Below are 25,808 nucleotides of genomic sequence, written 5' to 3'. Positions count from 1 at the left end.
GGTGGTGCAGGTCAAAACACACAAAGTGTTGCTGTGGGGGGCGCGACGACAGGCCCCCCCCCGGTTGAGTTTCCTTGGATAAAAAGAACACGGGGTAGACCACTGATGGACGCAACATCCACATCGACTTCTGCGGAGAAGTCGGGGCACGAGAGCAAGCTGGCGGCTTCGCTCAAATCACGTCACTTGACCATGATGTCGATCGCCGGCGTTATCGGCGGCGCATTGTTCGTCGGTTCCGGCAGCGTGATCCACAGCGCCGGCCCGGCCGCGGTACTGGCGTACCTGGCGGGCGGCATCCTGGTGGTGCTGGTCATGCGCATGCTCGGTGAAATGGCGACGTCCTCGCCGGACACCGGCTCCTTCTCCACCTATGCCGAGCGCGCCATTGGTCGCTGGGCCGGTTTCACCATCGGCTGGCTGTACTGGGGCTACTGGGTGATCCTGATGGCGTGGGAAGCCTACGTCGCCGGCAAGATCCTGCACGGCTGGTTCCCCTCGGTGAGCATCAACAGCTTCGTGCTGATTGCCACCCTGGCGCTGATCTGCGTGAACTTCTTCAACGTCAAGCACTACGGTGAGTTCGAGTTCTGGTTCGCCCTGATCAAGGTCGTGGCCATTGTCTGCTTCCTGGTGGTCTGCCTGGCCGCAGTGATGAGCCTGTGGCCGACCGGTGAAGTCAGCGGCATGGCCAACCTGACCGCCCACGGCGGCTTCATGCCGAACGGCATCGAGTCGGTGGTGGTGGCGATGCTGGGTGCGATGTTCGCCTTCCTCGGTGCAGAAATCGTCACCATCGCCGCCTCCGAGTCGAAAGACCCGGCCGGTCAGATCGTCAAGGCAACCAACTCGGTGGTCTGGCGCGTGTGCCTGTTCTACATCGGCTCGATCTTCCTGATCGTCTGCCTAGTGCCGTGGAATGACCCGCTGATGGGCACCTCCGGCTACGGTTCGTACCGCCGCACCCTGGAACTGCTGGGCATTCCGGGCGCCGAGTTCGTGATGAACTTCGTGGTCCTGACTTCGGTCAGCAGCTGCCTGATCTCGGCTCACTACACCGCCTCGCGCATGATGTTCTCGCTGGCGACCCGTGGTGACGCACCGAAGATCTTCAAGATGACCCGTGCCGGCACCGGCGTACCGGTCTTCGCGATCATCGGTTCGTGCGCTGTTGCAGTGATCTGCGCCCTGATCAACTTCAACGAGGCCCTGCGTCCGAAAGACGTACTGGACACCTTGATGAACACCACCGGCATGATCGCCATGCTGGTGTACCTGGTAATCGCCTGCTCGCAACTGAAAATGCGCCGCAAGCTGGAAGCCGAAGGCAAGCAGATCCGCCTGAAAATGTGGCTGTTCCCTTGGCTGACCTACCTGAGCATCGTGTTCATCGTGGGCTGCCTGGTGACCATGGCGTTCGTCGAGGAGTACCAGATCCTGGTGATCTCCACCGGCGCGGCGGCGGCAGTCGTGGCAATGATGGGTATGGTTGTGCACTACCGGGCGCTGAAGAAAGCGGCCTGATGGTGTAATCATCGCGAGCAAGCTCGCTCCTACCGGTCCGCGGATCTTCTTGTAGGAGCGAGCTCGCTCGCGATGCCCCAAACTCAATGCTGCTTGGCCTTCCTGATCCGCAGCAGAATCACCCCCAGCATCAACCCCACCACTGGCGCCAGTCCCAGCAGCGCATCCCGCGGCGCAATGTGTGCGCCCAACGTATCCAGCCCCGCATACAGCAACTTGAACAGGCTCAGCAGGTAATAGGTGATCGCGATGATCGACAAACCTTCTACCGCCCGCTGAATCTTGATCTGCGACTCGGCCCGGGCAGCCAGGCTGCGCAGGATCTCGGCGTTCTGTTCCTCCATGTCCACCTGCACCCGCGCCTGCAACAGGTCGCCAAGGTTGGCCACGCCCTTGGCCAGGTGATCCAGCCGCTGTTCGGTCGCCGCGCAGTAGCGCACGGTGGGTTTGAAGCGTCGTTCGATGAACACGCCCAGGCGCTGGTAATCCTCGACATTGCCCTCACGCAGTTCCGTCAGCCGCTCGAACACCAGTTGCGCGTAGGCTTGGGTCGCGCTGAAGCGGTGGCGGCTTTTCACCGTGCTGGCGACCACCTGTCGCGACAGTTCGACGATGTCTTCCAGCAACACTTTGGCCTGCACGCCGCTGGCGCCGGCATTGCGCTGTGAAAGATGGACCAGCGTCTGGTCGAAACCGTCCAGTTGCGGGCTGAGGTCCTTGGCCGTGCTCAACGCCAGGGAGGCCATCATCCGGTAGGTCTCAAGCTCCAGCAGGCGACGCACCATGCGCCCGAGCCGGTAGGCATTGAGCCGGCGATTGACGAACAGCAACCGGTTGACGCCCTCGTCGTCCAGGCGAAAGTCGCTCCACACCACCGCATCGCCACCGCCCACGCTGGAGCCGCTGGGGTCTTTGAAGCCGTAGCTGGCGAAGTCCAGGCCCGGCTCCTCGCGCACCACCAGTTGCATGGCGTTGATCAACTGCTCGCGGTACGGCTCGATGGCGTCGGCCAGGGCAGGGGGCAGGCCGCTCCACTGCGGATCGGCGCTGGCGCTGGGCTGGACCAGGGTCAAGGTGAAAAACTCGGAGTGGCGCTCCCATTTGAACGGGCAGCCGTCGAATTGCGTGATGCCCTGGACCGCGTCGGTATCGACGGCGTCCAGGCGGCAGCGCTGGAGCAGGGCGTTGCAGGGTTGCTGGCCACCGATGAACGCCAGGTGAAAGACATGGGCCGGGGCGTCGAAATACAGGGAGGGGCGAGCATGCAGCTCGTTGTGCAAGGCGGTGCGTTGGGGGTGCATGGGTCAGCCGTATTGTTGTGATTGTCTGCGGATGTCGCGCCCACTGAGGGCGCGCATCTGGAAGACAGGCCGACTGGCCCGTGGGTCACGCCCGCGGGGGCGGGCGAAATGTCGCAGGGGGCTTGGCCCTTAGTGAAATCAGGCTTTGGAAATCGAGTCGAAGACGGGCAGCTCGGTGGTGCCGTAGGTCAGGGCAAGCAGCCGGCTGTCCAGGCTTTCATCGTTGTCGAAGCGTTGCGACAGGACCTGAAGCACAGCCTGGCCATGCAGGTCGAAGAAATCCGCAGCGATCTGGTCCAGGTCGCCACCGTCGGCCTGGACGTGCAGGTCGATCAGCGAGCGGTGCGCCGACAGCAACACCACCGGGCCGTAGCCACCGTCACGGTAAAAGGTGCTGAGGTTCCATTGCGTCTGGGTAAATTCAGTCAGGCTGTTGAGCAGGCTGGCCATGAGCAGTTCCGCCTCGGGAGCGTCCTGGGTGCACCACAGACCCAAACCGACGGAAATATCCGGAATGCCCGCAGTGGTCGGGGTGAGAAATTCGTAGATGGCGTCGGTCACCACGCCGCCCCAGGCAACGAAGCAGGCTTCGGTGCAGGTGATGCCACCTTCGCTCAGCACCAGGCCCTGGTACTTCGGCCAGACGAAATGGTCGTCGGCGCTGGCGCGGGGCGTCTTCAACTGCTGCAGGTCAACCCCCTGCAAGCCGAGGCCCATGCGACCTGAGGCGACATGTCCGAGGCTCGACAAGCCTTCCTTGAGTCGTTGGTAAGCGGGGTAGGCGACGATATCCGCGAGTGCGATCCGAGTGCCGTTCATGCCGTGTTCTCCTAGAAACGCTATCAGTTGCCGGTTGGGGTTATTCAGCACGGAAGTGCTGTGGGTGATACAGGAGCGCAGGCACAGCTCGGCCGTGCTCCAGTAAAAGGGTGCGAGGCATGCGGACATTGAGGGGCGCGGGTTTTCCGTTGGCGGAAGGCGAACAGCCGATCGAAAAGCTCATTACCGGTCCCTGGTTGGCGAGAGTGATGTCATATTGGCATGAGTTTGAGCGGGAAGCGATGACCCCTTTATGACGTTCGAGGGGGAACTGAACCGGGTTGCTGCGGCCATAGTTATCAAGTTGTTGCTGCGGTTGATTTTTGTTCGAACCCGGAAGGGCTTTTGACTAAGCTCCAAAGCGATTTTTCTCTGTAATAAGGAACGTGCCTCATGAAAAAGTGGATTGCTCTGACCGTTGCCCTGTGCGCCAGCGCCGCGGTGAATGCCGCCGATTCCCTCAAGGTCGAGCTCAAGGAAGCCAGCGCCCAGGGCGAAGGCAAGAGCGTCGGGTTCGTCACTATCACCCAGAGCCCGTATGGCGCGGTGTTCACGCCGGAGTTGAGTGGCGTGGCGCCGGGCGTGCATGGCTTCCACGTTCATGCCAACCCGAGCTGCGCGCCAACCGAAGCCGACGGCAAGCTGGTGCCGGCGGGTGGTGCCGGCGGGCACTGGGACCCGAAGAACACCGGCAAGCACAGCTTCCCGTGGGATGACGCCGGCCACCAGGGCGACCTGCCGGCGCTGATCGTCACCGCCGACGGCAAGGCCGCGCAGCCGCTGCTGGCGCCGAAGATCAAGAACCTGGACGAGCTCAAAGGCCATGCGCTGATGATTCATGCCGGTGGCGATAACCACTCGGATCATCCGGCGCCGCTGGGTGGTGGGGCGGCGCGGTTTGCTTGTGGGGTGATCAAGTAACGGTTGTTGGAATAAAGAATCCCGGTCTTTTGGCCGGGATTTTTGGTTGATGTTGATGGCCTCATCGCCGGCAAGCTGGCTTGCCAGCGATAAGTCTAGGCCACCGCCAACCTCCTGCCCGGCACCGCCTCCAGCAACTCCCGGGTATACCGGTCCTGCGGCCTTTCCAGTACATCCTGCGCCGCCCCCTGTTCCACCACCTGCCCCTGGCGCAACACCACCACTTCATGGGCCAGGCTGGCGACCACCGCCAGGTCATGGGACACCAGCACATACGCCACGCCCAGTTCCGCCTGCAGTTCACGCAGCAGGTCGAGGATCTGCGCCTGCACCGATACGTCCAGCGCCGAAACCGGTTCATCCAGCAGCAATAGATCAGGCTTGAGCGCCAGGGCGCGGGCGATGGCGACGCGTTGGCGCTGGCCGCCCGACAGTTCCCGCGGCAGGCGATCAAGGTAGCTGGCAGGCAATTGCACCTGGTCCATCAGTTGCCGCGCGGCCTGTTCCAGTTCGCGGCCCTTGAGCAGGCCGAACGACACCAGCGGCTCGACCACGCTCTGGTAGATGCTGAAACGCGGGTCCAGCGCAGCAAACGGGTTCTGTTGCACCAGTTGCATGCGCTGGCGCAGCGGCCTGAACTGTTTCCAGCTCAGGCCGCCGATGTCCTGGCCGTCGAAGCGCACGCGGCCACGGCTGGGGTGATCGAGGCCGAGGGCGATGCGCAGGCTGGTGCTTTTGCCCGAGCCGGATTCGCCGACGATGGCCAGGGTCTGCCGTGGATAGACATTCAGGCTCAGCCCCTGCAACGCCTGGAAACTCTGCTGCGCGCCGGCATGCCGGGGCAGGCGAAAGTCTTTGCCGACGTCCTCGAAACTCAGCAGCGGCCGCGCCCCACGGGTGTCCACCGGCTCTGGCCGGCGGGTTTCGCCGAAGGCCGGCGCGGCGGCCAGCAGGTCGCGGGTGTAGGCGTGGCTGGGGGCGGACAGCACCTCCCGCGCCGCGCCGGTTTCCACCACTTCACCGTTCCTCATCACCAGCACCCGGTCGGCGCGGTCGGCGGCCACGCCGAGGTCGTGGGTGATGATCACCAGGGCGATGCCCCGGGCTTTCACCAGTTGCTCCAGGTGATCGAGGATGCGTTTCTGCACTGTCACGTCGAGGGCGCTGGTGGGTTCGTCGGCGATGATCAGCTTCGGCTCGCCGGCGAGGGCAATGGCAATCAGCACGCGCTGGCGCATGCCGCCGGACAGTTCATGGGGATACTGCACGGCGCGCAGCGCGGGGTTGTCGATGCCGACCTGCTCGAGCAGTTCCAGCACATCGGCGTCCAGCCCCGGATAGCGCCGGCCATGGCGCAGGATCAGGCTTTCGCCGATCTGCTTGCCGATGCTCAGGGTCGGGTTGAGGCTGACCATCGGGTCCTGCGGCACCAGCCCGACCACCCGGCCGCGCAACTGTTGCTTGACCTTGTCGCTGGCGTGGCTGATGTCGTGGCCGTCGACCACGAGGCTGCCGCCGTCGATCCGCGCGGTCAGCGGCAGCAGGCCGAGCAGGGCGCCGGCCACGGTGGTCTTGCCCGAGCCGGACTCGCCGACGATGGCCAGGGTCTCGCCCGGCTCGAGGTGAAAACTCACCCCGCGCACCGCTTCGGTAACGCGCCCGGCGTTGTGATAGCTGACCCGCAGGTCCTTGACGTCGATCAGGCGGCTCATCGCTGGACCTCCTCGAAAGTGCGGGCGAGGTGGTTGAGGCTGAACACCACCAGCACCAGGAACAGCCCCGGCAGCAGCGACACCCACGGCGCGGTGATGAGGAAATGGCGTCCGTTGGCGATCAGCGTGCCCCATTCCGCCGCGGGCGGCGCGGCGCCGAAGCCGAGGAAGCTAAGGCCGGCGGTGGCGAGGATCGCCGCGCCGACGTCGAGGGTGGCGAGCACCGCCACCGGGCCCCAGGCATTGGGCAGCACATGGCGCAGCAGGGTGCGGCCCCAACTCGCGCCGCCCAGCCGCGCCGCTTCGACGTAAGGCAGGGTCTTGATCCGCAGCACCTCGGCGCGGGTGGTGCGGGCGAAGCCGGGAATGATCCCGACGCCCACGGCGATCGCCACCGGCACCGTGCCGAAGCCGATCGCGGTGACGATCGCCAGCGCCAGCAGCAGGCCGGGCAGGGCCAGCAGCACATCGACCACCCGCATGATCACCGCGTCCAGGCGTCCACCGATAAAGCCCGAGACGATGCCCAGACCGAGCCCGACCACCAGCGCCAGACCGACCGCCAGCAAGGCCGCGAGCACCGAAAGCCGTGAGCCGTACAGCACCCGCGTGTAGAGGTCGCGGCCCAGTTCATCGGTGCCGAACCAGTGCGTGGCGCTGGGCGCCAGCAGTTTCGCCGCGGGCTGGGTGGCGTAGGGATCGACGCTGGTGAACAGGCCGGGCACCAAGGCCGCCAGCAGGGTGAACAGCACCAGCGCCAGGGCCAGCACGAAGCCGGGCCTGCGCAGCAGCGGTCCGGCCTGGTCCAGCAGCCGTTGCAGGCGACGGCGCGGGCGCCAGTGAGGGGTTTGCACGGCAGTCGAGAAGCGACGTTGCAGGACGGTCATCTCAGGTCACCTTGGGCGCATGGGTGATGCGCGGGTCGAGGATCGGGTAGAGCAGGTCCACCAGCAGGTTGACCAGCACGAAGGCGGCGGCGGACACCGCAACCACCGCCAGCACCAGCGGAATGTCCTGGCGCAGCACGGCCTCCTGGACCAGCCGGCCGACGCCGTTGCGGGCGAAGATGGTTTCCACCAGCACCGCGCCGGACACCGTGTTGCCGACTTGCAGGCCGATCAGCGTCAGCAGCGGCAGGGCGGCGTTGCGGAAACCATGGCGGGCCTGGACCTGGCCGCGGCTGAGGCCCTTGGCGTAGGCGGTGGTGATGTAGGGCTCGCGCCAGATGTCCTGGAAGCCGCGTTGCAAGACCTGGGCATACACCGCGGCGCTGGGGATCGCCAGGGTCACCGCGGGCAGGACCAGGCTCTCGAAACCGAGGCTGCCGGTGGCCGGGAACCAGCCGAGGCCAAAAGCGAAGATCTGGATCAGCAGCAGACCCATCCAGAACACCGGCACCGAAAAGCCCAGCGCCGGCAGGCGGGCGAGGGCGATTTTCAGTGGCTGCCAGCGCACATAGGCGGCGAGATAGGCCAGGCCGACCCCGCCGAGCAGCGACAGAAGGATCGCCAGCCCGGCCAGGGCCAGGGTTTGCGGCAGGCGTTCGGCGAGGATCGCGGTGACCGGGCGGCTGAGGGTCAGCGACTGGCCCAGGTCGCCCTGCAATACGCCCAGCAGCAGGTCCACGTAGCGCTCCAGCAAGCCTTGGTCGAGGCCGTAATAGGCGCGGGCCTTGGCCAGTTGCTCGGGTGACAGCGCATCGATTTCCATGCCCGAGGCGCTGAGCATGATGCTCAGCGGGTCGCCCGGCAGCAGGTAGAGAATGAAGTAAGTAATGGTGTAGGCGCCCCAGAGCACCAGCGCGGCCTGGGCGATGCGGCCGAGCAGGTAGCGGCTCATGGCTTGACCTCGATGTCATTGAGGAAGGCAAAACCTTCGGCGCTCCAGCGGAAGTTCTGCACGCGCTTGGAGGTCGCCGCCTGCCAGACCCGCTCGTACACCGGGATCGCCGAGCCCTGATCGATCAGCAGGTCTTGCAACTGGCCGTAGGCGTCGGCGCGTTGTTGCGGCGCGGTGGCGGTGAGGCCGGCGTCGAACAGCGCCTGAGCCTGCGGCAGCACGGTCGGCGTGTAGGTGTTGGTGGCCAGGGTGGCGCTGTTGGCGGTGCGCGGATCGAGGATGGTCTGCAGGATGATCGGGTCGGCGCGGGTCATGTAGGTGTAGGTCAGGTCGTAGTTGCCGGCGGCGTTGGCGGCGGCCCACTCGGCGGTGGTTTGCACCTTCAGCCTGATGTCGATGCCGACCTGGCGCAGTTGGTCCTGGATCAGTACGTCGCCGGCGGTTTCCTTGCCGGCCAGGTTGTAGACCAGGGTCAGGCGCTTGCCGTCCTTCTGCCGGTAGTTGTCCGCGCCGAGGCGCCAGCCGGCGTCATCCAGCAGTTTCGCCGCGCCTTGCGGGTCGTAGGCCAGTTTGTCGCCCTGGCTGCGGAAGAACGGCGTGGTCACGTCGTACACGCCGTCCACCACCGGGAAGGCGGCGTTGTAGACGGTGCTGGCGTAGCTCTTGCGGTCGATGGCTTTTTGCACGGCCAGGCGCACGTTGTGGTCGGCGAGGATGCGGTTGTCGCGGGTGTTGGGGTAGAGGTTCCAGGCCGGACCCGGCAGGGAGCGGCTCTGGATGGTGGCGTCGTTGCGTTGCAGCAGTTGCAGGTCGACTTCGGAAAACGGCACCCGCGGCCAGAGGATGTCCACCTTGCCCTGCAGGAACAGGCCGTTGCGCACGCTGTCTTCCGGCACGTAGCTGACTTCGATGGCGGACAGGTGCGCGTCGCCCTTGTTCTGCACGTTGGCCGAAGCCCAGGTGTAGCCGTCGCGGCGGACCAGCTTCAGGCCGGTTTCCGGGGTGTAGTGCTCGAGCTTGAACGGGCCGCTGCCGATCACCGCGCCAAGGGAGCGCTCCTTGGCGCTCTTGCGGTAGGACTCGGGCGCGAGGATCGACAGGTTGGTGGTGGACGTGGCCTGGAGAAAGCCCGCGTTGGGTTTGCTCAGCACCAGCTTGATGGTCTGTGGGTCGATGATTTCGGCGTGGTCGTAGCCGGCCAGGTAGGTGGCGCCGAAGGTGCTCGGCAGTTCGGCGGCGAAGGCCTTGTTGCTGTCGAAGGCGGTTTTCACCGCCTGGGCGTCGAAGACCTCGCCGTTGCTGAAGGTCACGCCCTGGCGCAGGTAGAAGGTGTACGCGCGGGCGTCGGGGCTGATGTCCCAGCGCTCGGCGAGCCACGGAATGATGTTGCCGGTCTGCGGGTCCTGGTCGGTCAGCGACTCGACCACGTTGCGCAGCACCACGCGGTGTTCCAGCCAATAGACCTGGAATGGATCGATGCTGACCAACTGCGTGTTGTCGTTCCAGAACGCGATTTTCAGTGTGCTGGCCGCCTGTGCGTCCGGTTGCGAAGGCGAGCAGCCCGGCAGGGTCAGGCCCAGGGCCAGCAGGATGGCCGCGCTGGCCAGGGTTCGTTGCAGTCTCATGGGCATTCCTCGTTGAGGGCCGCGCCGCATCCCGGCGGCGCGGCCGGGCTGATCAGAAGTCGTAGGCGATTTTGCTGTACCAGTAGCCGCCGCCCGGATGGAACGGCGGGTTGCCGTACGGCGCCAGGCCCAGCGGGCTGTACACCGCGTGCTTGTCGGGGCGCACGTCGAACAGGTTGGTGGCGCCGACGCTGAGGGTCAGTTGATCGAAGAAGGTGTAGGCGACGTCGAGGTCGGTGATCCATTTGGCGCCGAAGCTGCGGTCGCCGCTGGGGTTGACCGCGAGGGTCTTGACGCTGCCGAAGCGGGTGGTCTGCAGGTTCACCGCGAAGTCGCTGACCTTCCAGTTGGCGCCGAGGATCCACTTGGTTTCCGGGCTGGCCACGGTCAGGTCGCCTTCGCGGTCGCGGCCCACCAGGGTCACGCCGGAACCGGCGAGGGAGGCGGGGGTGTCACGCACGTCCTCGATGCTGGTTTTGTTCCAGTTGAACGCCAGGCTCCAGCGCACGTCACCCCAGGCGCCGAAGTCGGTGCTGTGGTCGGCGACGATATCCAGGCCCTTGGTGCGGGTGTCGTAGGCGTTGGTGTAGTAGTTGACCCAGGTGCCACGGGCCACGCCCTGGCTTTGCAGAATGCTGGTGATGACGCCGTTGCCCTGGTCGTAGATGTTGCTGGTCAGGGTGATGCGGTCGTCGATATCGATCAGGTAGGCGTCGGCGGTGATGCTGGTGCGCGGCGCCGGTTGCCAGGTCAGGCCGAGGCCGAGGTTGCGCGACTTCTCCGGCTTCAGCGCGTCGCCGCCGAGGGCCGCGGCCAGGCTGCTGTCGGACGGGGTCAGGCGGGTAACGGCCGGGACCACGTTGCCGTTGACGTCGGTGGCAACGCGGTTGTCCGCCACGGTGTAGCCGATCTGGGTCAGCGACGGCGCGCGGAAACCGGTGCCGACGGTGCCGCGCACGGCGACGCTGTCGGTCAGTTCATAGCGCGAGTTGAGCTTGAGGCCGAAGGTGTTGCCCGAGTCGTCGTCGTAGTGCTCGACGCGGCCGGCCAGGTCGAGGAACCAGCGGTCGGTGAGGTCGAAGCCGAGGTCCAGGTAGGCCGCGTAGTTGTTGCGGATCAGGCTGACTTCGTCTTCCGGACGCAGGGTCACCGCGGCCTGGGCGCCGGAGGCCGCCGGGTAGTTGCCGGTGAGGTACGCGGCGGGCTCGCCGGCGAAGGTGCTGAAGCGTTCCCAGCGGTGTTCGAGGCCGGCCGATACCTGCACCGGCGAGGTCAGGCCGAACAGGCTGTCGTAGCGGCGGGTCAGGTCGAAGTTGTTGACCCACTGCTCGAAGCGGAAGGTCGCCAGGTTGTCGAAGCTGGTGGGCGTGGCGGTGCCCAGCGACGGGTTGATGTTGAAGTCGCTGGAGTGGTGGATGTTGTTGCGCCCGTAGGTGGTGCTCAGGTCCCAGTGCCAGTCGGCGCGTTCGCCCTTGCCGCCGAACAGGAACTGGTAGTCGCGGTCCTTGATGTTGTTCAGCGGGTAGTAACCGTCCGGGAACAGCTCCGGTACCGATGCGGTGCCGGTGGGCAGGCGGAAATAGTTGTAGGCCTCGGCGTCGCGTTCGCCGTAGGTGGCGTAGGAGTAGAGGGTCAGCGCGTCCAGCGGCAGTTCGGCGTTGTAGGCGACGTTGAAGGCCTTGATCTCGGGGTCGCCGTTCTTGATCGCGACGCGGTCCCAGGCAGCTTCCTTCACCGGGTCGCGGAAGGCCCGCACGCTGCTGTCGGCCTTGTCGTTCCAGGCCGCGTCGCCGCGTTTGCGGGCGTCGGCGGACAGGTGCACAAAGCCGCTTTCACCGAGCTTGAAGCCCTGGTCGCCGGCCACCTTGATGGTTTCGCCCTGGCCGGAATAGAGCTGGCCATAGCTGGTCTCGACATGCCCGCCGGAGGCGCTGGACTTGAGGATGATATTGATCACCCCGGCCACCGCGTCAGAGCCGTACTGGGCGGCGGCGCTGTCCTTGAGGATTTCGATATGGTCCACGGCGCTGACCGGGATCAGGTCGATGTCCACCGCGTTGGCGCCGCTGTTGTCGATATTGCCGCGCTGACCGACGGCGCCGTTGTGGCGGCGCTTGCCGTTGACCAGCACCAGTGTGTAGGCCGGGCCGAGGCTGCGGTTGCTCAGCGGCCGGGTGACCGAGTTGTAGCCGGCGATATTGGTGCCGAAGTTGAATGACGGCAGCAGGCGGGAAATGGCTTCGGACAACTCGGCGCGGCCGGTCTTGAGCAGTTGCTCGCTGTTGATCACATCGATCGGCGCCGGGCTGTCGGCGACGGTACGTGCCTGGCCGCGGACACCGGTGGAAATCACCGTCACGGTATCGAGGCGGGCGTCTTTGTCTGCGGCCTGGGTTGCGGGCGCAAAGCCGGCGAACAGCAGGGCGGTGGTGAGGGTGCTGAGGTGCGGGTATCGGGATAAGTGCATGCGGGCATAGTCCGTTACTACGTGGCACTGGCCCTGGGTCTGGGTGCAGGTATGTCGCCTGGCGTTGATCGTTTTTAGAAGGGGGACGAGGTCGTCTGGGATTGATCTTATTTTTATAAGAACGTCAGCGGAAATTCTTTTTTGGAATATGAATATTATTCTTTTTAGGAATTATTATTTATTTTTAATATGCAAATTATTGATGTGTTTCTCTCCCTGGTTCCCTGAAACCACTGTGGGAGCTGGCTTGCCAGCGATAAGGCCAGGCCGGACACCCGCGGTGTCCCTGACTGCCTCATCGCTGGCAAGCCAGCTCCCACGGGTGAATCAGTGTTAGACGAGCCTAATCCGCCTCACAGGTCATACCGCACACTCAAGGTCACCGTCCGTGGGTCGTTCACCGAGTAATACGCGGTACTGCTCGCCGCCGAGTACGCGATGCTTTGCGGATACGCCCGGTTGAGCAGGTTCTTCACCGCCAGGGTGGTGGTCCAGTGGCCGTCGCCGCTGCTGTAGCTGGTGTTGGCGTTCCAGAAGCTTTGTTCCGGGACTTCATAGATGTCGCCATTGACCGCGTTGGCGTACGACTTGGTCTGGAACTGCCAGTCGGTGCCGGCCACCAGCGCGCCCGGCAGGTCCACCGGTACGGTCCAGTTCAGCCCCAGCGCCAGGTTCCAGCGCGGGGCGAAGACCATCCAGTTGCCGTCGGCATCGACACCCGGCCCGGCGGCGTTCTTGAAATCGTCGTACTGGGCCTTGAGGAAGCCGAGGTTGACCGTGGCGGTCAGGTCGCGGCTGAGCAGGGCGGTGTTTTCCAGTTCCACGCCATAGCTGTGGGCGCTGCCGACGTTGGTTCGCAGGTTGGCGCTGATGGCCGGGTCCCAGGCGTTGGTCTGCAGGTCTTTGTAGTCGTTGTAGAACACCGCGATGTTGCTGCGCAGACGCCCGTCGAGGTAGTCGCCCTTGAGCCCGGTTTCGTAGGTGATGACGTTTTCCGGGTCGAAGCCCTGCAAGGCGGCGAGACGGGTCGGCGCGCGGTTGTCGAAGCCGCCGGCCTTGAAGCCCTTGGCGACGTAACCGTACTGGATCAGGTTGTCGGTCCAGGCGTATTCCAGGCCGAGTTTCGGGCTGAAGGAAGCCCAGCTCTCGCTGGTTTCAGCCTCGAAGTTAAGGCCCGTGATGTCCCGCGCGGTGGTGATGCGGTAGTTCTTGTACTCGAAGTTCTTGTGCTCGGCGGTGTAGCGCAGGCCGCCGGTGACGGACAGGCGCGAGGTCAGTTTGTAGGTGCCCTGGCCGTACAGCGCGTAGCTTTCGGTGTCGGTGGTGCTGTACTGGCCGCTGGCGTTGACCCGGTCGGCGGCGACCGAATAGGTCAGGCTGTCGCGTTCGGCGCGGAAGCGCTCCTTGTACAGGAAGGCGCCGAGGGTGAAGTTGAAGCGCTCGTACTCGCCGTTGAGCTGGAACTCCTGGGTGGCGTAGCGCTGTTTGTAGTGGATCAGGTTGTTCTGCACCGGCGCGGCGTTGCCGCTGTTGGCCTCGCCGGAGTTGTCGTAGTCCACCGGCTGGTCGAAGGTCGACCAGGCCGTGACCGACTTGGCGCTCAACTGGTCATCGATGTGGTAGATCGAGCGCAGCACCGCGCTGCCCTGGTCGAGGCGGTTTTTCGGATCGAGGCTGCTGTAGGTCTTGAACTTGTCGAAATGGCCGTTGGCCGGGTCGAACGGCGTGTAGCTGGTGGTGTCGCCGCGGTCGAAGGTGCCGGCCAGGGTCAGTTGCGTGTCCCACGGCGAATCCGCCGGGGCCAGGCGCAGCTTGCCGCGGTAGGACTGGATATCGACGTTGTTGACGTCCTTGTCGCGGGTGCGGTTGCGCACGGTGCCGTCGCGACTCAGGCGCACAGCCGAGAAACTGCCGAACAGGGTGTCGTCGACCAGCGGGCCGCTGACCAGCAGGCGGCCGTTGCGCGCATCGTAATTGCCGGCGCCCAGCTCGACGAAGGCGCGGGTCTTCTGGTCCGGGTCGCGGGTGATCACGCGGATCGCCCCGGCCGCGCTGTTGCGCCCGTACAGGGTGCCTTGCGGACCGCGCAGGACTTCGACGCGCTCGACGTCGTTGAAGTCGAGCATCGAGGAAATCGCCCGCGGGATGTACAGGTCGTCGGCGTACACCGCCACCGCCGCTTCCTGGATCGGGTCGGTCTCGCCGATGCCACGGATGCCGTAGGTTTGCGCGCTGTAGGAGATCGACTGGCGGTTGAGGGTCAGGTTCGGCACGCGCCCGGAGAGGTCGCGGATGTTGTTGATCTGCTGGTCGCGCAGGGTGTTTTCGTCGAAGGCGCTGATCGCCACCGGGGTTTTCTGCAGGTTTTCCTGACGGTGCTCGGCGGTCACGGTGACGCTCGGCAGGCGTTCTTCCTTGGGGGCTTCGGTGGCGGCGAAGGTGGTCAGGGGGAGGGACAAGAGCAGTGGCGGGAGTGTGTGGCGCAAGGCTGGTCGGGGCATGCTGGGGGCTTCCTGGCTTTTTTTGGATTTCCTCCCTGAGTGGGGTCGGTCAGTTGGATTGGGGCTGGTTATCGCGAGCAAGCTCGCTCCTACAGAGAAAACGCGTTGCACCTGTAGGAGCGAGCTTGCTCGCGATGGCCTTGAACATCACAAAAAATCAATGCTTGTAGCCATCGCCCTCCCGATCCAGTTGCCGAATCAGCGCATCCCAATGCCGCTGGATCCCCGGGTTGTTGCCATCAAGAAACGCCGCCGTCTGCTGCTTCACTTTCTCGATCGCCGCCTCCGGCGCGAACAGCAGGTCGGCATTGCCGCCCGCCTGCGCGGCGATCTGGATATTGCAGGCGCGCTCCAGGCCATGCAGCTCGCGGAACGCATGTTCGACACTGCTGCCGCCGGTGAGCAGGCCGTGGTTGCGCAGGATCAGGATGTTGCTGTTGCCCAGGTTAGCCACCAGGCGCACTTGCTCGTCGAGGTCCAGGGCCACGCCTTCGTAGGTGTGGTAGACGACCCGGCTGTAATAGGCCAGTGCATGCTGCGACAGCGGCAGCAGGCCATCGCGCTGCGCCGACACCGCCGCGCCATCGCGGGTGTGGGTGTGCAGCACCGCCTTGAGGTCGGGGCGGGCGCGGTGGATGGCGCTGTGAATCACGTAGCCGGCCTGGTTGATGCCCAGCCCCAGCGGGTCGTCGATGATCGTGCCGTCGACGTCCACCTTGACCAGGTTGGAGGCGGTGATTTCATCGAACAGCAGGCCATAGGCGTTGATCAGGAAGTGCTCGTCCGGGCCGGGCACCCGCGCCGAGAAGTGCGTGTAGATGTGGTCGGTCCAGCGAAACAGCGCAGCCAGGCGGTAGGCGGCGGCGAGTTTGACCCGCACCTCCCATTCTTCGGCGCTGACCCGCTGGCGCACGCTATCGAGGTCGGAGGAAACGGTCAGAACGGAAACGGCAGTCATTGCAGTGCTCCCCACGCGCCAGGCGGCGCGTCAAGTTCATAGGTTCAGGTTCGAGGGTTCAGGTTCAGTAGCCGCGCTGGTGGTCCACCAGATTGCGCAGCGCTTCGCCCTGGTGATAACGGCGGAAGTTCTCGACGAAATCCTCGGCGAAGCCGCGGATGCCCTCGGTGGAAATGGCGCAGGTGTGTGGCGAGATGAACACCCGCGGGTCGCTGTACAGCGGATGGCCGGCGGGTAGCGGCTCGGGCTCGGTGACGTCGAGCGTGGCGCGGCCGATCCAGCCGGCTTCCAGCCCTTCGAGCAGGGCCTGCTGGTCGAGCAGGCCGCCGCGGGCGATGTTGATCAGGTGCAGGCCGGGCTTGGCGCTGGCCAGCACGTCACGGTTGATCAGGCCACGGGTCTGGGCGGTGAGGGGCGCGGCGATAACCAGATGATCGGACTCGGCGAACAACTGGTGCAGGTCAGCCACCGCCTCGACCGGCACGCCGGCTTCCAGCGCCTGGCCCGGCCGGCCCAGGGCGATCACCCGCAGGCCCAGGGCATGGCCCTTGGCGGCGAGGGCGCGACCGATGCTGCCCAAACCGAGGATGCCGAGGGTCTTGCCGCGCACCGGTTGCAGCGGGGTGAAGCTCCAGTCGTCGTCCTTGACCCAGATGTTCGGCAACTGCTTGGCCGCCGAGAAAATCGCCGCCAGGGCAAACTCGGCCACCTGCTCGGCATTGCTGCCCTTGCCGCTGGTGACCGGCGGGCCCTGGAACAGCCAGTCGGGATAGAAGTCGATGCCCGACGACACCAGTTGCACCCAGCGCAGCGACCACGGCCAGCCCGCAGGCGGCTGATCGACGCGACGGCCACGCACGTTGATCGGACGCACGATCAGTACGTCGGCGCGCTCGGCATTGAATTGATCCGGCGAGAGGTCCAGCACCCGGTGCTCGGGCAGTTGCTGGCGAATGTAGTCGTTGGCCTGCGCGTCGAGCTGGCTGGCGATCACGCTGATGGTGCTCATTGGCTTGCTTCCTCGCTGAGGGCCGCGCGGCCGGTGCCGTGGAACACCACGTCGTCCTGCGGGGTGTGAATGCGGCTGCACAGCACGTCGCGGTAGTGCCGTTCCAGCGGGTTATGGCGCGACAGGCCGGGGTTGCCGGTGGCCTCGATGGCCAGTTCCACCGCCTGGATCGCGTTCTGCGTCACCAGTTGCTTGAGCTGGCCGGCGTTCTTCGGCTCGACCAGGCCGGCGGCGGCAGAGTCCAGCAGGTTGCGGTTGGCGAACAGCAGGGTTTCGATGCGTCCGACCCGCTCCTGGAAGCGCGGCAGGCTGGCCAGCGACTGGCCGAGGTTGGACGGCACCCGCTCACGCAGGAAGGTCACCAGCCAGTCGCGCGCGGCCTGGGCCACCGCGTCGTAGATGCTCGACAGCAACACCGCCATCCACACCAGGCCTTCGCCGTCCAGCTCCGGGCGCGGCGCGCTGGCCGGGCTGACCGAGACGGCGTGGTCGAGGGGCAGCAGCACGTTGTCGAATTCGACGCGGTGGCTGCAGGTGGCGCGCATGCCGAGGTGGTCCCATTCATCGACGATACGGATGCCCGGCGTGTCCTTGTGCACCAGGAAGCCGCCCACCAACGGGTCGGCGTCATCGCTGCGGCCCCACACCAGATACCACTCCAGGCCATGGCTGCCGGTGGAGTAGAGCTTGGTCCCGGACAGCCGCCAGCCGTCGGCGGTGCGCCGGGCGATGGTCGCCGGCAGGCCGCCACGGGCCGGGGTGCCCAGTTCCGGCTCGACGCGGAAGGCGTTGATCAGCGCGCCGTTCTCCACGGCTTCGCGGGCCAGTCGCTCGCGCAGGTGGGCCGGCCAGCGCTGGTCGTCTTGCAAGCGGAAATGCTGCAGGTACTGCATCACCAGAATCAGCGCGGTGGACGGCTCGCCCTTGGCCACCGCGGCAATCACCTTGCGTGCGCTGGGCAGGTCGGCACCGCCGCCGCCCAGCGCCTTCGGCACGGTCAAGCCGAGCAGGCCATGGCGTTGCAGCAGGGCGAAGTTGGCGGCGGGGAAGGCACCACTGCGGTCGTAGTCGGCGGCACTGGCCGCCAGCTCGCGGGTGATGGTCGAAAGCACGACCGGGTCCAGGCCGGACGGGGCACTGTCCGACGGGGTCGGCCGGTGCAGCGGGACAGCAGTGGCGGAAGACTGGCTCATCAGGCACTCATCGCATAAGACGCAGGGAGCGCCCCCGAGGAGCGCCGTTCACCCACCCGGGACAGCGGATCCATGCCGGTGGGGCTTATGACCGTATGCTTGGCAAAGTGCTATGTAAAATTCTTTATGGTTCTAAGCTAATGGCGAGAATGAAAAATTGTTCGCATATTAGGTTATGACCAAAATGCATTTCACTGATTATCTAGGTGTCGGTACAGTCTGCTGACATTCGCGACACATGGCGGATGGAACCCAGAACCTGACAACAGGCTGTAGTCCAGCCTCCAAGGAGTGTCCGCGATGATCCCTTTCAAACGAATTCTGGCGCTTGGCGCCGCCGTGCTGCTGGCCGGCCAGGTGCTGGCCGCCGACCGCCTCGAACTGCGCATCGGCGACCAGAAAGGCAACATGCGCGCCCAACTGGAAGCCGCCGATGCCCTGCGTGATTTGCCCTATGACATCCGCTGGGCCGAGTTTCCCGCCGCCGCACCGCTGGCCGAGGCATTGAATGCCGGGGCGATCGATGCCGGCATCATCGGCGACGCGCCGTTGCTGTTCGCCCTGGCCTCCGGGGCGCAGGTCAAGGCCATCGCCGTGGACAAATCCGATGCCTACGGCACCGCGGTGCTGGTGGAACCGAAGTCGGCGCTGAAAACGGCCGCCGACCTCAAGGGCAAGCGCATCGCCACCGGACGCGGCTCCATCGGCCACTATGTAGCGCTCAAGGCCCTGGCCAGCGCTGGTCTCACCGAGAAAGACGTGGAGTTCCGTTTCCTCGGCCCGGTGGACGCCAAGGTCGCCCTGGCCAACGGCTCGGTGGATGCCTGGGCCACCTGGGAACCCTACACCGCGCTGGCCGAGTTGAGCGGGCAGGGCCGGGTGCTGGTCAATGGCCGCGGCCTGTCCAGTGGCAACAGTTTTCTCGCCGCCACCGACAAAGCCCTCGATGACCCGGCCCGCCGCGAAGCCCTGCAGGATTACCTGACACGCCTGGCCAAGGCCCAGGACTGGGCCAACCACAACCTCGACAGCTATTCGAAAACCCTGGCGCAGATCATCGGCTTCCCGGTGGAAGCCGCGCGCCTGCAGTTCGAACGCCGGCAACTGCGCTGGCAGGCGGTAGACGCCAAGACCATCGGCGAGCAGCAGGAAACCGCTGACTTCTACCAGGCCCATGGCCTGATCGCCGAACGCCTCGATGTGAAACCGACCTTTGCCAGCGGCTTCGTCCTGCCGGCCGCCGCCGCCCTGACTAAAACCCCCTGAAACCGGAGCTTCCCGCATGATTCCATTCCAGCGTCTGTACCGGCTGGCCGCCGCCGTGGTGCTTGGCGCCAGTCTTGTCGGCACGGCCAGCGCCGAAGAAACCCTGCGCATCGGCTACCAGAAATCCTCGACCCTGCTGACCCTGCTCAAGGCCCAGGGCGATCTGGAAAAGCAACTGGCCGGGCAGGGCATCACTGTCTCCTGGCATGAATTCGCCAGTGGTCTTCCGCTGCTCGAAGCGCTCAACCTGGGCAACGTCGATGTCTCGGCGGACGTCGCCGACACCGTGCCGGTGTTCGCCCAGGCCGCGGGTGCCAAGCTGACCTACTTCGCCCGGGAGACCCCGTCGCCGCTGGCCCAGGCCATTCTGGTGCCGGCCGATTCGCCGCTGAAAAGCCTGGCCGACCTCAAGGGCAAGAAGATCGCTGTGACCAAGGCCGCCGGCAGCCACTACCTGCTGATCCAGGCCCTGGCCAAGGCCGGATTGAACTTCAGCGACATTCAGCCGGCCTACCTGATTCCGGCCGATGGCCGTGCCGCATTCGAGAACCGCAAGGTGGATGCCTGGGTCACCTGGGACCCGTTCGTCGCCAGCGCCCAGCGTCAGCAACATGCGCGGGTGTTGAGCAATGGCGAGGGCCTGTCCAACTATCAGCGCTATTATCTGGCGTCCAGCGACTACGCCAAGGCCCACCCCGCAGTGCTCAACACCTTGTTCAACTCGCTGAGCAACGCGGGCAAGTGGATCAAGGCCAACCCGACCGATGCCGCCAAGGTGCTCGGGCCGCTGTGGGGTAACCTGGATGTGGCCACGGTCGAGCAAGCCAATGGCCGACGCAGTTATGATGTGCAGCCGGTGCAGGCCGACAACCTCGCCGAGCAGCAGCAGATCGCCGATGTGTTCTTTGCCCAGGGCCTGCTGCCGCGCAAGATCGACGCCAGCGCCGTGGAGCTTTTCAAGCCCGCCGTGCAGCGCTGATACCGTCACCGATCCAGGGCCGCTGGCACCTCTCGGGGTGCCAGCGGCCTTCGCCGTTATCAACCAAGGAGTGATTCATGGAAAAGCGTCAACTGGGCAACAGCGGAATCGAAGTCAGCGCCATCGCCCTCGGCACCATGACCTGGGGCGAGCAGAACAGCGAGGCTGAAGCCTTCGAACAGATCCGCGTGGCCCGCGAGGCCGGGGTCAACTTCCTCGACACCGCCGAGATGTACCCGGTGCCGCCGATCGCCCGGACCTACGGCGAAACCGAGCGGATCATCGGTAACTACTTCGAGCGTTTCGGTGGCCGCGACCAGTGGGTACTGGCGAGCAAAGTGGCCGGCCCGCACCGTATCGACCACATCCGTGCCGGCAATACCCGCCTCAACCGCGCCAACATCACCGCGGCGCTGGAAGAAAGCCTGAAGCGCCTGAAGACCGATTACCTGGACCTCTATCAACTGCACTGGCCGGATCGCCAGGCAAACTTCTTCGGTCAGCTTGGCTACGTGCACGACGCTGACGACAATGAAGCCGTCGCCATCGAAGACACCCTGGAAGTGCTGGCCGACCTGGTGGCCTCGGGCAAGGTACGCCAGATCGGCCTGTCCAACGAGACGCCGTGGGGCGTGCAGCGTTTCCTGCATCTGGCCGAGACCCGTGGCTGGCCGCGCGTGGTGTCGATCCAGAACCCCTACAGCCTGCTGAACCGCAGCTACGAAGTGGGCCTGGCGGAAATCTCCATTCGCGAGCAAGTCGGCCTGCTGGCCTATTCGCCGCTGGCGTTTGGTGTGTTGTCGGGCAAATACCTGAACGGCGCGCAGCCGGCGAAATCGCGCCTGACCCTGTTCGATCGTTTCCAGCGCTACAACAATCCGCAGGTGGAACGTGCGACCGCAGCCTATGTGGCATTGGCGCAGGAGCACGGCGTTGACCCGGCGCAACTGGCGCTGGCCTACGTCACCAGCCGCCCGTTCGTGACCAGCAACATCATCGGCGCAACCACCCTTGAGCAGTTGCACAGCAACCTGGACAGCGTTGAGGTGAACTTGACCGAAGAGTTGCTGCGCGGGATCGAAGCGATCCACGTAGAACAGCCGAACCCTGCGCCGTAGCAGAAATACGCCGGCCCCTCCTGTAGGTATGCCGGCCCCCCCTGTAGGAGCGAGCTTGCTCGCGAATGCCTCAGTCAACTCACTGACGCATCGCGAGCAAGCTCGCTCCTACAGAGAACAGGCTGGCTCAGTGCACCTGCTCGACACTCCGTTTACGCGGCGCATGACCTTGCTCATGCGCCTCGTCGCTTTCCACGATCGGCACTTCCTTGCCGTCGCAGTCAAACAGCTTGCCGTCGCGGAAGAAATCGCCATCGTTCAGGCCGGAGATGTCCGTGTAGCGCAAGGTGCGCTCACTGGCAGCGGCGAACACTGATTGATTGTCCGAATTGCCAGCCCGCAGGTGGTTGAACAGCAGGTTGAGCAGGATCGCCATGATCGCTGACGAGCTGATGCCGGAGTGGAAGATGGTTTCGACCCAGGCCGGGAAGTGGTGATAGAAGCTCGGCGCGGCGATCGGGATCATGCCGAAGCCGATCGAGGTGGCCACGATGATCAGGTTCATGTTGTTGCGATAGTCGACCTGCGCCAAGGTGCGAATGCCGCTGGCCGCGACGGTGCCGAACAGCACCACGCCGGCACCACCGAGAACCGCGGTAGGCACGGCGGCAACCAGTCGCCCCATCACCGGCAGCAACCCCAGCACCACCAGAATCATCCCCGCATAGGCCACCACGTAGCGACTCTTGACGCCAGTCACCGCCACCAGACCGACGTTCTGCGCAAAGGCGCTCTGGGTGAACGAGCCGAACAGCGGCGCCAGGGCGCTGGAAATCATGTCGGCACGCAGACCGTTGCCGAGGCGTCTGGAGTCGACCTTGGTGTCTATGATTTCGCCGACGGCGAGAATGTCCGCCGACGTTTCGACCATGGTCACGACGATCACGATCAGCATCGACAGGATGGCCGCGAGCTGAAATTCCGGAGCGCCCATCGGCAGGATGCCGGGCAACGCCACCAGCGGACCGTCGAAGGCCTTGGAGAAATCAGCCATGCCAAAGGCCATCGCCACCAGGGTGCCGATAAGGATCGCCAGCAGAATCGACAGGCGCGAGAGGCTGGCGCTGCCCAGCTTGCTCAGCAGCAACACCGTGGCCAGGGTGAACGCCGCCAGGGAGATGTTGGCCGTGCTGCCGAAGTCGGCGGCCTGACTGTTGCCACCCATGGCCCAGCGCGCCGTGACCGGCATCAGGGTCAGGCCGATCGTGGTGATCACGATCCCGGTGACCAGCGGCGGGAAGAACTTGATGATTCGCGAGAACACCGGCGTGATCAGCAGGCCGACGAACGACGACACCATCACCGCGCCGAACACCACTGACAGACCGCCAGTACCGTTATTGCCGATGATGGCGACCATGGTCGCGACGCTGGCGAACGACACCCCTTGCACCAGCGGCAGGCGACAGCCGAAGAAGGGGATGCCGAGGGTCTGCAGCAGGGTGGCCAGGCCACCGGCGAACAGCGACGCGGCAATCAGCAGGCCCACATCGGTGGCGCTCAGGCCGGCCGCCTGGCCGATGATCAGCGGCACGGCGATCATGCCGCCATACATCGTCAGCACATGCTGAAGACCGTAGGCCAGGTTGGCGCCGACGCCGAGGTTCTCGTCTTCCGGGAGGGATGAAGCAGGAGAAGTCATGGTGAATAGCTCGCTTTTGTTTTTTTGATGCGTCTAACAGCACGGTCTCAGTCGCACGGGATGAATACGGTGAAGGCAAGGCAGCAGTGATCCGGCTGCTGCGCCGTTGCGGGCGCAGCGACCGGGGTGGGTTATTCGCCGATGACCAACTGGCGGGCCAGTTGGTTGTGGCGTTCGAGTACCAGCGGCAGGTCGATGGTGGTGATGCGACCATCCTTGACCACCACGCGGCCGTTGATGACGCTGGTGTGAACCTGGGTCGGCGTGCAGAACACCAGCGCCGCCAGCGGGTCGTGATGGGCGCCGGCGTAGGACACATGGCCCAGGTCGAAGGCCACGAAGTCGGCGATCATGCCCGGCGCCAGGGCGCCGATGTCATTGCGGTTGAGCACCTTGGCGCCACCCAGCGTGGCGATTTCCAGCGCCTCGCGAGCGGTCATCGCATCCGGGCCGAAACCGACGCGCTGCAGCAGCAGGGCCTGGCGCACTTCGCCGATCATGCTGGCGCCGTCGTTGGACGCCGAACCGTCGACCCCCAGGCCGACCGGCACGCCGTGGTCGCGCATCTTGCGGATCGGCGCGATGCCCGAGGCCAGGCGCATGTTCGAGCACGGGCAGTGGGCGACGCCGGTGCCGGTGCGGGCGAACAGCTCGATGCCATGCTGGTCGAGCTGCACGCAGTGGGCGTGCCAGACGTCATGGCCGACCCAGCCGAGGTCTTCGGCGTACTCGGCGGGGGTCATGCCGAATTTTTCGCGGCTGTAGGCGATGTCGTTGACGTTCTCCGCGAGGTGGGTGTGCAGCGACACCCCGTACTGGCGCGCCAGCACCGCCGCTTCGCGCATCAGGTCGCGGCTGACCGAGAACGGCGAGCAAGGCGCAACCACCACGCGCAGCATCGAGCCATGGCTGGCGTCGTGGTAATCCTCGATCAGGCGCTGGGACTCCTTGAGGATGTCGCTTTCCTTCTCCACCACCGAGTCAGGCGGCAGGCCGCCCTGGCTGCGGCCGACGCTCATGCTGCCGCGCGCGGCGTGGAAGCGCATGCCGATTTCCCCGGCGGCGTGGATGCTGTCGTCCAGCTTGCAACCGTTGGGGTAGATGTACAGGTGGTCGCTGGAGGTGGTGCAGCCCGACAGAATCAGTTCGGCCATCGCGGTCTGGGTCGACACCGCGATCATTTCCGGCGTCAGCCGTGCCCAGATCGGGTACAGGTTGGTCAGCCAATTGAACAGTTCGCCGTCCTGCGCCGCGGGCACCACGCGGGTGAGGCTCTGGTACATGTGGTGGTGGGTGTTGACCAGACCGGGGATGACCACCTTGCCGGTCATGTCCAGGATCACATCGGCGTGCTGCGGCAGCTCATCGCTGGGGCCGACCTGCTTGATCACGTTGTCCTCGATGTACAGGCCGCCGCGTTTGATCTCGCGGCGTTCGCCGTCCATCGTCACCAGAAGTTCGGCGTTCTTGACCAGTAATGTCTTGGGCATGGGTGTTCCTCTCCTGTTGGGAGTCTTGTTTTCAGCTGGAATGTGTACCGGCACCCGGTCAGCGACCCGAGCAAAGCCCGTGCCGCCCGGCGCTGTATGGGAATACGGCGTTGCCGGCGGGCTCGATCAGTGCGCGAACGCACGCTTGGGCTCGGCGCAAGGAGATGTCCTTGGCGGGCTCAGGCGGTGACGAAAGGTATTGGGTAACAGGTCCGGGCCGTCCTGCGAGTCGCGATTGGCCGTAGCCAAAGGGACGAGGAGGGGGACTGGCATGAACGACATTCGGAGATGACGCTCGAGGGGGGCGAGCAAGTGTCGGTGTTGCATGGCTAAGACCGTCGCAATACGCATCGGCGATTACCGATGTCGTAGGCGTGGATTAGTGTAAACAGGATTTTTTTATTTTGTATACAAGAAATCGGGTGACGGGCTTTCCGAGGGGCGCTGCTACCCGACGGGTGTAACGGGTGCAGAGCGGGTTCGGCTACAGTGGGCCGTTCAGATCGTTGCCCGCATCAGGCCCCTGGTTCGGGCGACCCAGTGAATTGAAATGTTATGGAGAACGACCGCTCGTGCACATCCGACTCACCGAAACAAAAGACTGGAGGCTTCTGAAGTACGTCCGTCTCGCCGCGCTTCTTGATGCACCCACCGCATTTGGCGTGAGTCACCAGACGGCTGCCGCCTACACCGATGAACAGTGGCAAGAGCGTGCGTCTTCGCAGGGAACGCAATTCTGGTTGGCGTTTGACGGCGACGAACCCATTGGCATGATTGGCGCTGCGATTAGTGACGCGGGGCGCTTTAACCTGATTGGCATGTGGGTCGTGCCCGTGGGTCGGGGTTCAGGAGCGGCGGCGCTATTGGTAGAGGCGGTAAAGTCTCGGGCTCTGGAGCGTGGGTATGAACGGGTCTTTCTGAACGTCTCGCCTGAGAACGCCAGGGCCGCGAATTTGTATTTGAAGCTGGGTTTTTCGTTTATTGATGAGTGGGAGCCTTTGCACAGTCATCCGCATATCGTGGTGCAGACGATGGTTTGGGCGGGTGATTGAACAGAACTGGTCAGCAGCGTGGCGATTTTCTGTCAGAACCGCCGAATCGTGACACGCGTCGACAAGCTCGCAAAAAGTTATGGCGCGATGGTCTCGCTGGCCTGTGTCATGCGGTGTCTGCGACACCTGTTTTCAAACAGAGCCTAGTGCCGTTACGAGCTTCTGGAACCTGGATCGGCGGTTGGCTTGAGCGGAACCCGACAGCGCAGCGCATGCAGCGCTGGCTGTTTGGGGGATTGCTGATTGGTTTTGCGGCGCGTCTGGCGTTCATGCAGCAGGCTTGACTGGTCGTGATTCCCAAAAATCGAGCGCCGTTGGTGCGGCGCTCGATTTCATTGGTGCAGAAGACTTCCGTCATGCACCTGATGGCCTTGGCGAAACGCCTTTCCCTC

19 protein-coding genes and 2 pseudogenes are annotated in these 25,808 nt (G+C 64.8%); 8 read left to right on the top strand and 13 right to left on the bottom strand.

Going from position 1 to position 25,808, the window contains the following annotated elements:
- The first annotated feature begins 105 nt into the window (after positions 1-105).
- Complete coding sequence (locus NTD88_RS17380; RefSeq protein ID WP_095159633.1) at positions 106-1,524, top strand: amino acid permease; 1,419 nt, start codon at positions 106-108, stop codon at positions 1,522-1,524.
- Between the two features lie 83 nt (positions 1,525-1,607).
- On the opposite strand, the gene NTD88_RS17375 is transcribed toward NTD88_RS17380, so the two are convergent.
- Both NTD88_RS17375 and NTD88_RS17370 read right to left on the bottom strand, forming a co-directional pair.
- Complete coding sequence (locus tag NTD88_RS17375; protein WP_262155765.1) at positions 1,608-2,825, bottom strand: DUF3422 domain-containing protein; 1,218 nt, start codon at positions 2,823-2,825, stop codon at positions 1,608-1,610.
- 138 nt (positions 2,826-2,963) lie between these two features.
- A complete protein-coding gene (locus tag NTD88_RS17370; RefSeq protein WP_262155766.1) occupies positions 2,964-3,644 on the bottom strand; it encodes a hypothetical protein in 681 nt (226 codons plus the stop codon).
- A 393-nt stretch (positions 3,645-4,037) separates the two neighbouring features.
- On the opposite strand from NTD88_RS17370, the gene sodC reads away from it, so the two are divergent.
- The gene (gene sodC, locus NTD88_RS17365) at positions 4,038-4,565 is read left to right on the top strand and encodes a superoxide dismutase [Cu-Zn] SodC (protein ID WP_262155767.1); all 528 of its coding nucleotides are present in this window, start codon (positions 4,038-4,040) and stop codon (positions 4,563-4,565) included.
- Positions 4,566-4,660: 95 nt separating this feature from the next.
- Here the strand turns inward: sodC and NTD88_RS17360 are convergent, their stop codons facing one another.
- The 9 genes from NTD88_RS17360 to NTD88_RS17320 all read right to left on the bottom strand — a co-directional run bounded on the left by NTD88_RS17360 (position 4,661) and on the right by NTD88_RS17320 (position 17,869).
- Positions 4,661-6,277 (bottom strand): dipeptide ABC transporter ATP-binding protein, encoded by a 1,617-nt coding sequence (locus NTD88_RS17360; protein WP_095159637.1) that lies wholly within the window; start codon positions 6,275-6,277, stop codon positions 4,661-4,663.
- A complete protein-coding gene (locus tag NTD88_RS17355) occupies positions 6,274-7,164 on the bottom strand; it encodes an ABC transporter permease (protein WP_262155768.1) in 891 nt (296 codons plus the stop codon). Before NTD88_RS17355 ends, NTD88_RS17360 begins: the two co-directional genes overlap by 4 nt.
- A gap of 1 nt (position 7,165) precedes the next feature.
- The gene (locus tag NTD88_RS17350) at positions 7,166-8,116 is read right to left on the bottom strand and encodes an ABC transporter permease (protein WP_262155770.1); all 951 of its coding nucleotides are present in this window, start codon (positions 8,114-8,116) and stop codon (positions 7,166-7,168) included.
- Positions 8,113-9,741 (bottom strand): ABC transporter substrate-binding protein, encoded by a 1,629-nt coding sequence (locus tag NTD88_RS17345; protein ID WP_095159640.1) that lies wholly within the window; start codon positions 9,739-9,741, stop codon positions 8,113-8,115. The genes NTD88_RS17350 and NTD88_RS17345 overlap by 4 nt, the downstream gene beginning before the upstream one ends.
- 52 nt (positions 9,742-9,793) lie before the next feature.
- Entirely contained in the window at positions 9,794-12,208 is a 2,415-nt protein-coding gene (locus NTD88_RS17340) for a TonB-dependent receptor plug domain-containing protein (protein ID WP_262155774.1), read from the bottom strand.
- A 353-nt stretch (positions 12,209-12,561) separates the two neighbouring features.
- The gene (locus NTD88_RS17335; RefSeq protein WP_262155775.1) at positions 12,562-14,709 is read right to left on the bottom strand and encodes a TonB-dependent receptor; all 2,148 of its coding nucleotides are present in this window, start codon (positions 14,707-14,709) and stop codon (positions 12,562-12,564) included.
- A gap of 157 nt (positions 14,710-14,866) precedes the next feature.
- Entirely contained in the window at positions 14,867-15,667 is an 801-nt protein-coding gene (locus NTD88_RS17330) for a class II aldolase/adducin family protein (RefSeq protein ID WP_262127950.1), read from the bottom strand.
- 64 nt (positions 15,668-15,731) lie between these two features.
- The gene (locus NTD88_RS17325) at positions 15,732-16,676 is read right to left on the bottom strand and encodes a D-isomer specific 2-hydroxyacid dehydrogenase family protein (protein WP_262155776.1); all 945 of its coding nucleotides are present in this window, start codon (positions 16,674-16,676) and stop codon (positions 15,732-15,734) included.
- A complete protein-coding gene (locus NTD88_RS17320; RefSeq protein WP_262155777.1) occupies positions 16,673-17,869 on the bottom strand; it encodes an acyl-CoA dehydrogenase family protein in 1,197 nt (398 codons plus the stop codon). The genes NTD88_RS17325 and NTD88_RS17320 overlap by 4 nt, the downstream gene beginning before the upstream one ends.
- Before the next feature lie 300 nt (positions 17,870-18,169).
- On the opposite strand from NTD88_RS17320, the gene NTD88_RS17315 reads away from it, so the two are divergent.
- The 3 genes from NTD88_RS17315 to NTD88_RS17305 all read left to right on the top strand — a co-directional run bounded on the left by NTD88_RS17315 (position 18,170) and on the right by NTD88_RS17305 (position 21,232).
- Positions 18,170-19,135 (top strand): ABC transporter substrate-binding protein, encoded by a 966-nt coding sequence (locus tag NTD88_RS17315; protein ID WP_262155778.1) that lies wholly within the window; start codon positions 18,170-18,172, stop codon positions 19,133-19,135.
- Positions 19,136-19,151: 16 nt separating this feature from the next.
- Entirely contained in the window at positions 19,152-20,114 is a 963-nt protein-coding gene (locus NTD88_RS17310; protein ID WP_262155779.1) for an aliphatic sulfonate ABC transporter substrate-binding protein, read from the top strand.
- A 77-nt stretch (positions 20,115-20,191) separates the two neighbouring features.
- On the top strand, positions 20,192-21,232 hold the full coding sequence (locus NTD88_RS17305) for an NADP(H)-dependent aldo-keto reductase (protein WP_262155780.1): 1,041 nt from the start codon (positions 20,192-20,194) through the stop codon (positions 21,230-21,232).
- 127 nt (positions 21,233-21,359) lie between these two features.
- On the opposite strand, the gene NTD88_RS17300 is transcribed toward NTD88_RS17305, so the two are convergent.
- Both NTD88_RS17300 and NTD88_RS17295 read right to left on the bottom strand, forming a co-directional pair.
- On the bottom strand, positions 21,360-22,874 hold the full coding sequence (locus NTD88_RS17300; RefSeq protein WP_262130134.1) for a nucleobase:cation symporter-2 family protein: 1,515 nt from the start codon (positions 22,872-22,874) through the stop codon (positions 21,360-21,362).
- A 131-nt stretch (positions 22,875-23,005) separates the two neighbouring features.
- Entirely contained in the window at positions 23,006-24,364 is a 1,359-nt protein-coding gene (locus NTD88_RS17295) for an 8-oxoguanine deaminase (RefSeq protein ID WP_095159649.1), read from the bottom strand.
- A 572-nt stretch (positions 24,365-24,936) separates the two neighbouring features.
- Here NTD88_RS17295 and NTD88_RS17290 point away from each other — a divergent pair.
- The 3 genes and pseudogenes from NTD88_RS17290 to NTD88_RS17280 all read left to right on the top strand — a co-directional run.
- Positions 24,937-25,416, top strand: a complete 480-nt coding sequence (locus NTD88_RS17290) for a GNAT family N-acetyltransferase (RefSeq protein ID WP_262155781.1) — start codon at positions 24,937-24,939, stop codon at positions 25,414-25,416.
- A gap of 33 nt (positions 25,417-25,449) precedes the next feature.
- Positions 25,450-25,563: pseudogene (locus tag NTD88_RS17285) on the top strand (IS5/IS1182 family transposase); the annotation flags it as partial.
- 14 nt (positions 25,564-25,577) lie between these two features.
- Positions 25,578-25,700, top strand: a pseudogene (locus NTD88_RS17280) (LysE family translocator); the annotation flags it as partial.
- Positions 25,701-25,808 lie beyond the last annotated feature (108 nt).

Origin of the sequence: Pseudomonas sp. 20P_3.2_Bac5, assembly GCF_025466035.1 — a bacterium.
GTDB lineage: Bacteria > Pseudomonadota > Gammaproteobacteria > Pseudomonadales > Pseudomonadaceae > Aquipseudomonas.
The sequence above is the reverse complement of the archived record's forward strand: the minus strand, read 5'-3'. Positions and strand labels throughout refer to the sequence as shown.

What these genes read in the sequence shown, in the direction of transcription:
- NTD88_RS17380 (WP_095159633.1), top strand. Translation starts at nt 106, where the DNA reads ATGGACGCAACATCCACATCGACTTCTGCGGAGAAGTCGGGGCACGAG.
- NTD88_RS17375 (WP_262155765.1), bottom strand. Translation starts at nt 2,825, where the DNA reads ATGCACCCCCAACGCACCGCCTTGCACAACGAGCTGCATGCTCGCCCC.
- NTD88_RS17370 (WP_262155766.1), bottom strand. Translation starts at nt 3,644, where the DNA reads ATGAACGGCACTCGGATCGCACTCGCGGATATCGTCGCCTACCCCGCT.
- sodC (WP_262155767.1), top strand. Translation starts at nt 4,038, where the DNA reads ATGAAAAAGTGGATTGCTCTGACCGTTGCCCTGTGCGCCAGCGCCGCG.
- NTD88_RS17360 (WP_095159637.1), bottom strand. Translation starts at nt 6,277, where the DNA reads ATGAGCCGCCTGATCGACGTCAAGGACCTGCGGGTCAGCTATCACAAC.
- NTD88_RS17355 (WP_262155768.1), bottom strand. Translation starts at nt 7,164, where the DNA reads ATGACCGTCCTGCAACGTCGCTTCTCGACTGCCGTGCAAACCCCTCAC.
- NTD88_RS17350 (WP_262155770.1), bottom strand. Translation starts at nt 8,116, where the DNA reads ATGAGCCGCTACCTGCTCGGCCGCATCGCCCAGGCCGCGCTGGTGCTC.
- NTD88_RS17345 (WP_095159640.1), bottom strand. Translation starts at nt 9,741, where the DNA reads ATGAGACTGCAACGAACCCTGGCCAGCGCGGCCATCCTGCTGGCCCTG.
- NTD88_RS17340 (WP_262155774.1), bottom strand. Translation starts at nt 12,208, where the DNA reads ATGCACTTATCCCGATACCCGCACCTCAGCACCCTCACCACCGCCCTG.
- NTD88_RS17335 (WP_262155775.1), bottom strand. Translation starts at nt 14,709, where the DNA reads ATGCCCCGACCAGCCTTGCGCCACACACTCCCGCCACTGCTCTTGTCC.
- NTD88_RS17330 (WP_262127950.1), bottom strand. Translation starts at nt 15,667, where the DNA reads ATGACTGCCGTTTCCGTTCTGACCGTTTCCTCCGACCTCGATAGCGTG.
- NTD88_RS17325 (WP_262155776.1), bottom strand. Translation starts at nt 16,676, where the DNA reads ATGAGCACCATCAGCGTGATCGCCAGCCAGCTCGACGCGCAGGCCAAC.
- NTD88_RS17320 (WP_262155777.1), bottom strand. Translation starts at nt 17,869, where the DNA reads ATGAGCCAGTCTTCCGCCACTGCTGTCCCGCTGCACCGGCCGACCCCG.
- NTD88_RS17315 (WP_262155778.1), top strand. Translation starts at nt 18,170, where the DNA reads ATGATCCCTTTCAAACGAATTCTGGCGCTTGGCGCCGCCGTGCTGCTG.
- NTD88_RS17310 (WP_262155779.1), top strand. Translation starts at nt 19,152, where the DNA reads ATGATTCCATTCCAGCGTCTGTACCGGCTGGCCGCCGCCGTGGTGCTT.
- NTD88_RS17305 (WP_262155780.1), top strand. Translation starts at nt 20,192, where the DNA reads ATGGAAAAGCGTCAACTGGGCAACAGCGGAATCGAAGTCAGCGCCATC.
- NTD88_RS17300 (WP_262130134.1), bottom strand. Translation starts at nt 22,874, where the DNA reads ATGACTTCTCCTGCTTCATCCCTCCCGGAAGACGAGAACCTCGGCGTC.
- NTD88_RS17295 (WP_095159649.1), bottom strand. Translation starts at nt 24,364, where the DNA reads ATGCCCAAGACATTACTGGTCAAGAACGCCGAACTTCTGGTGACGATG.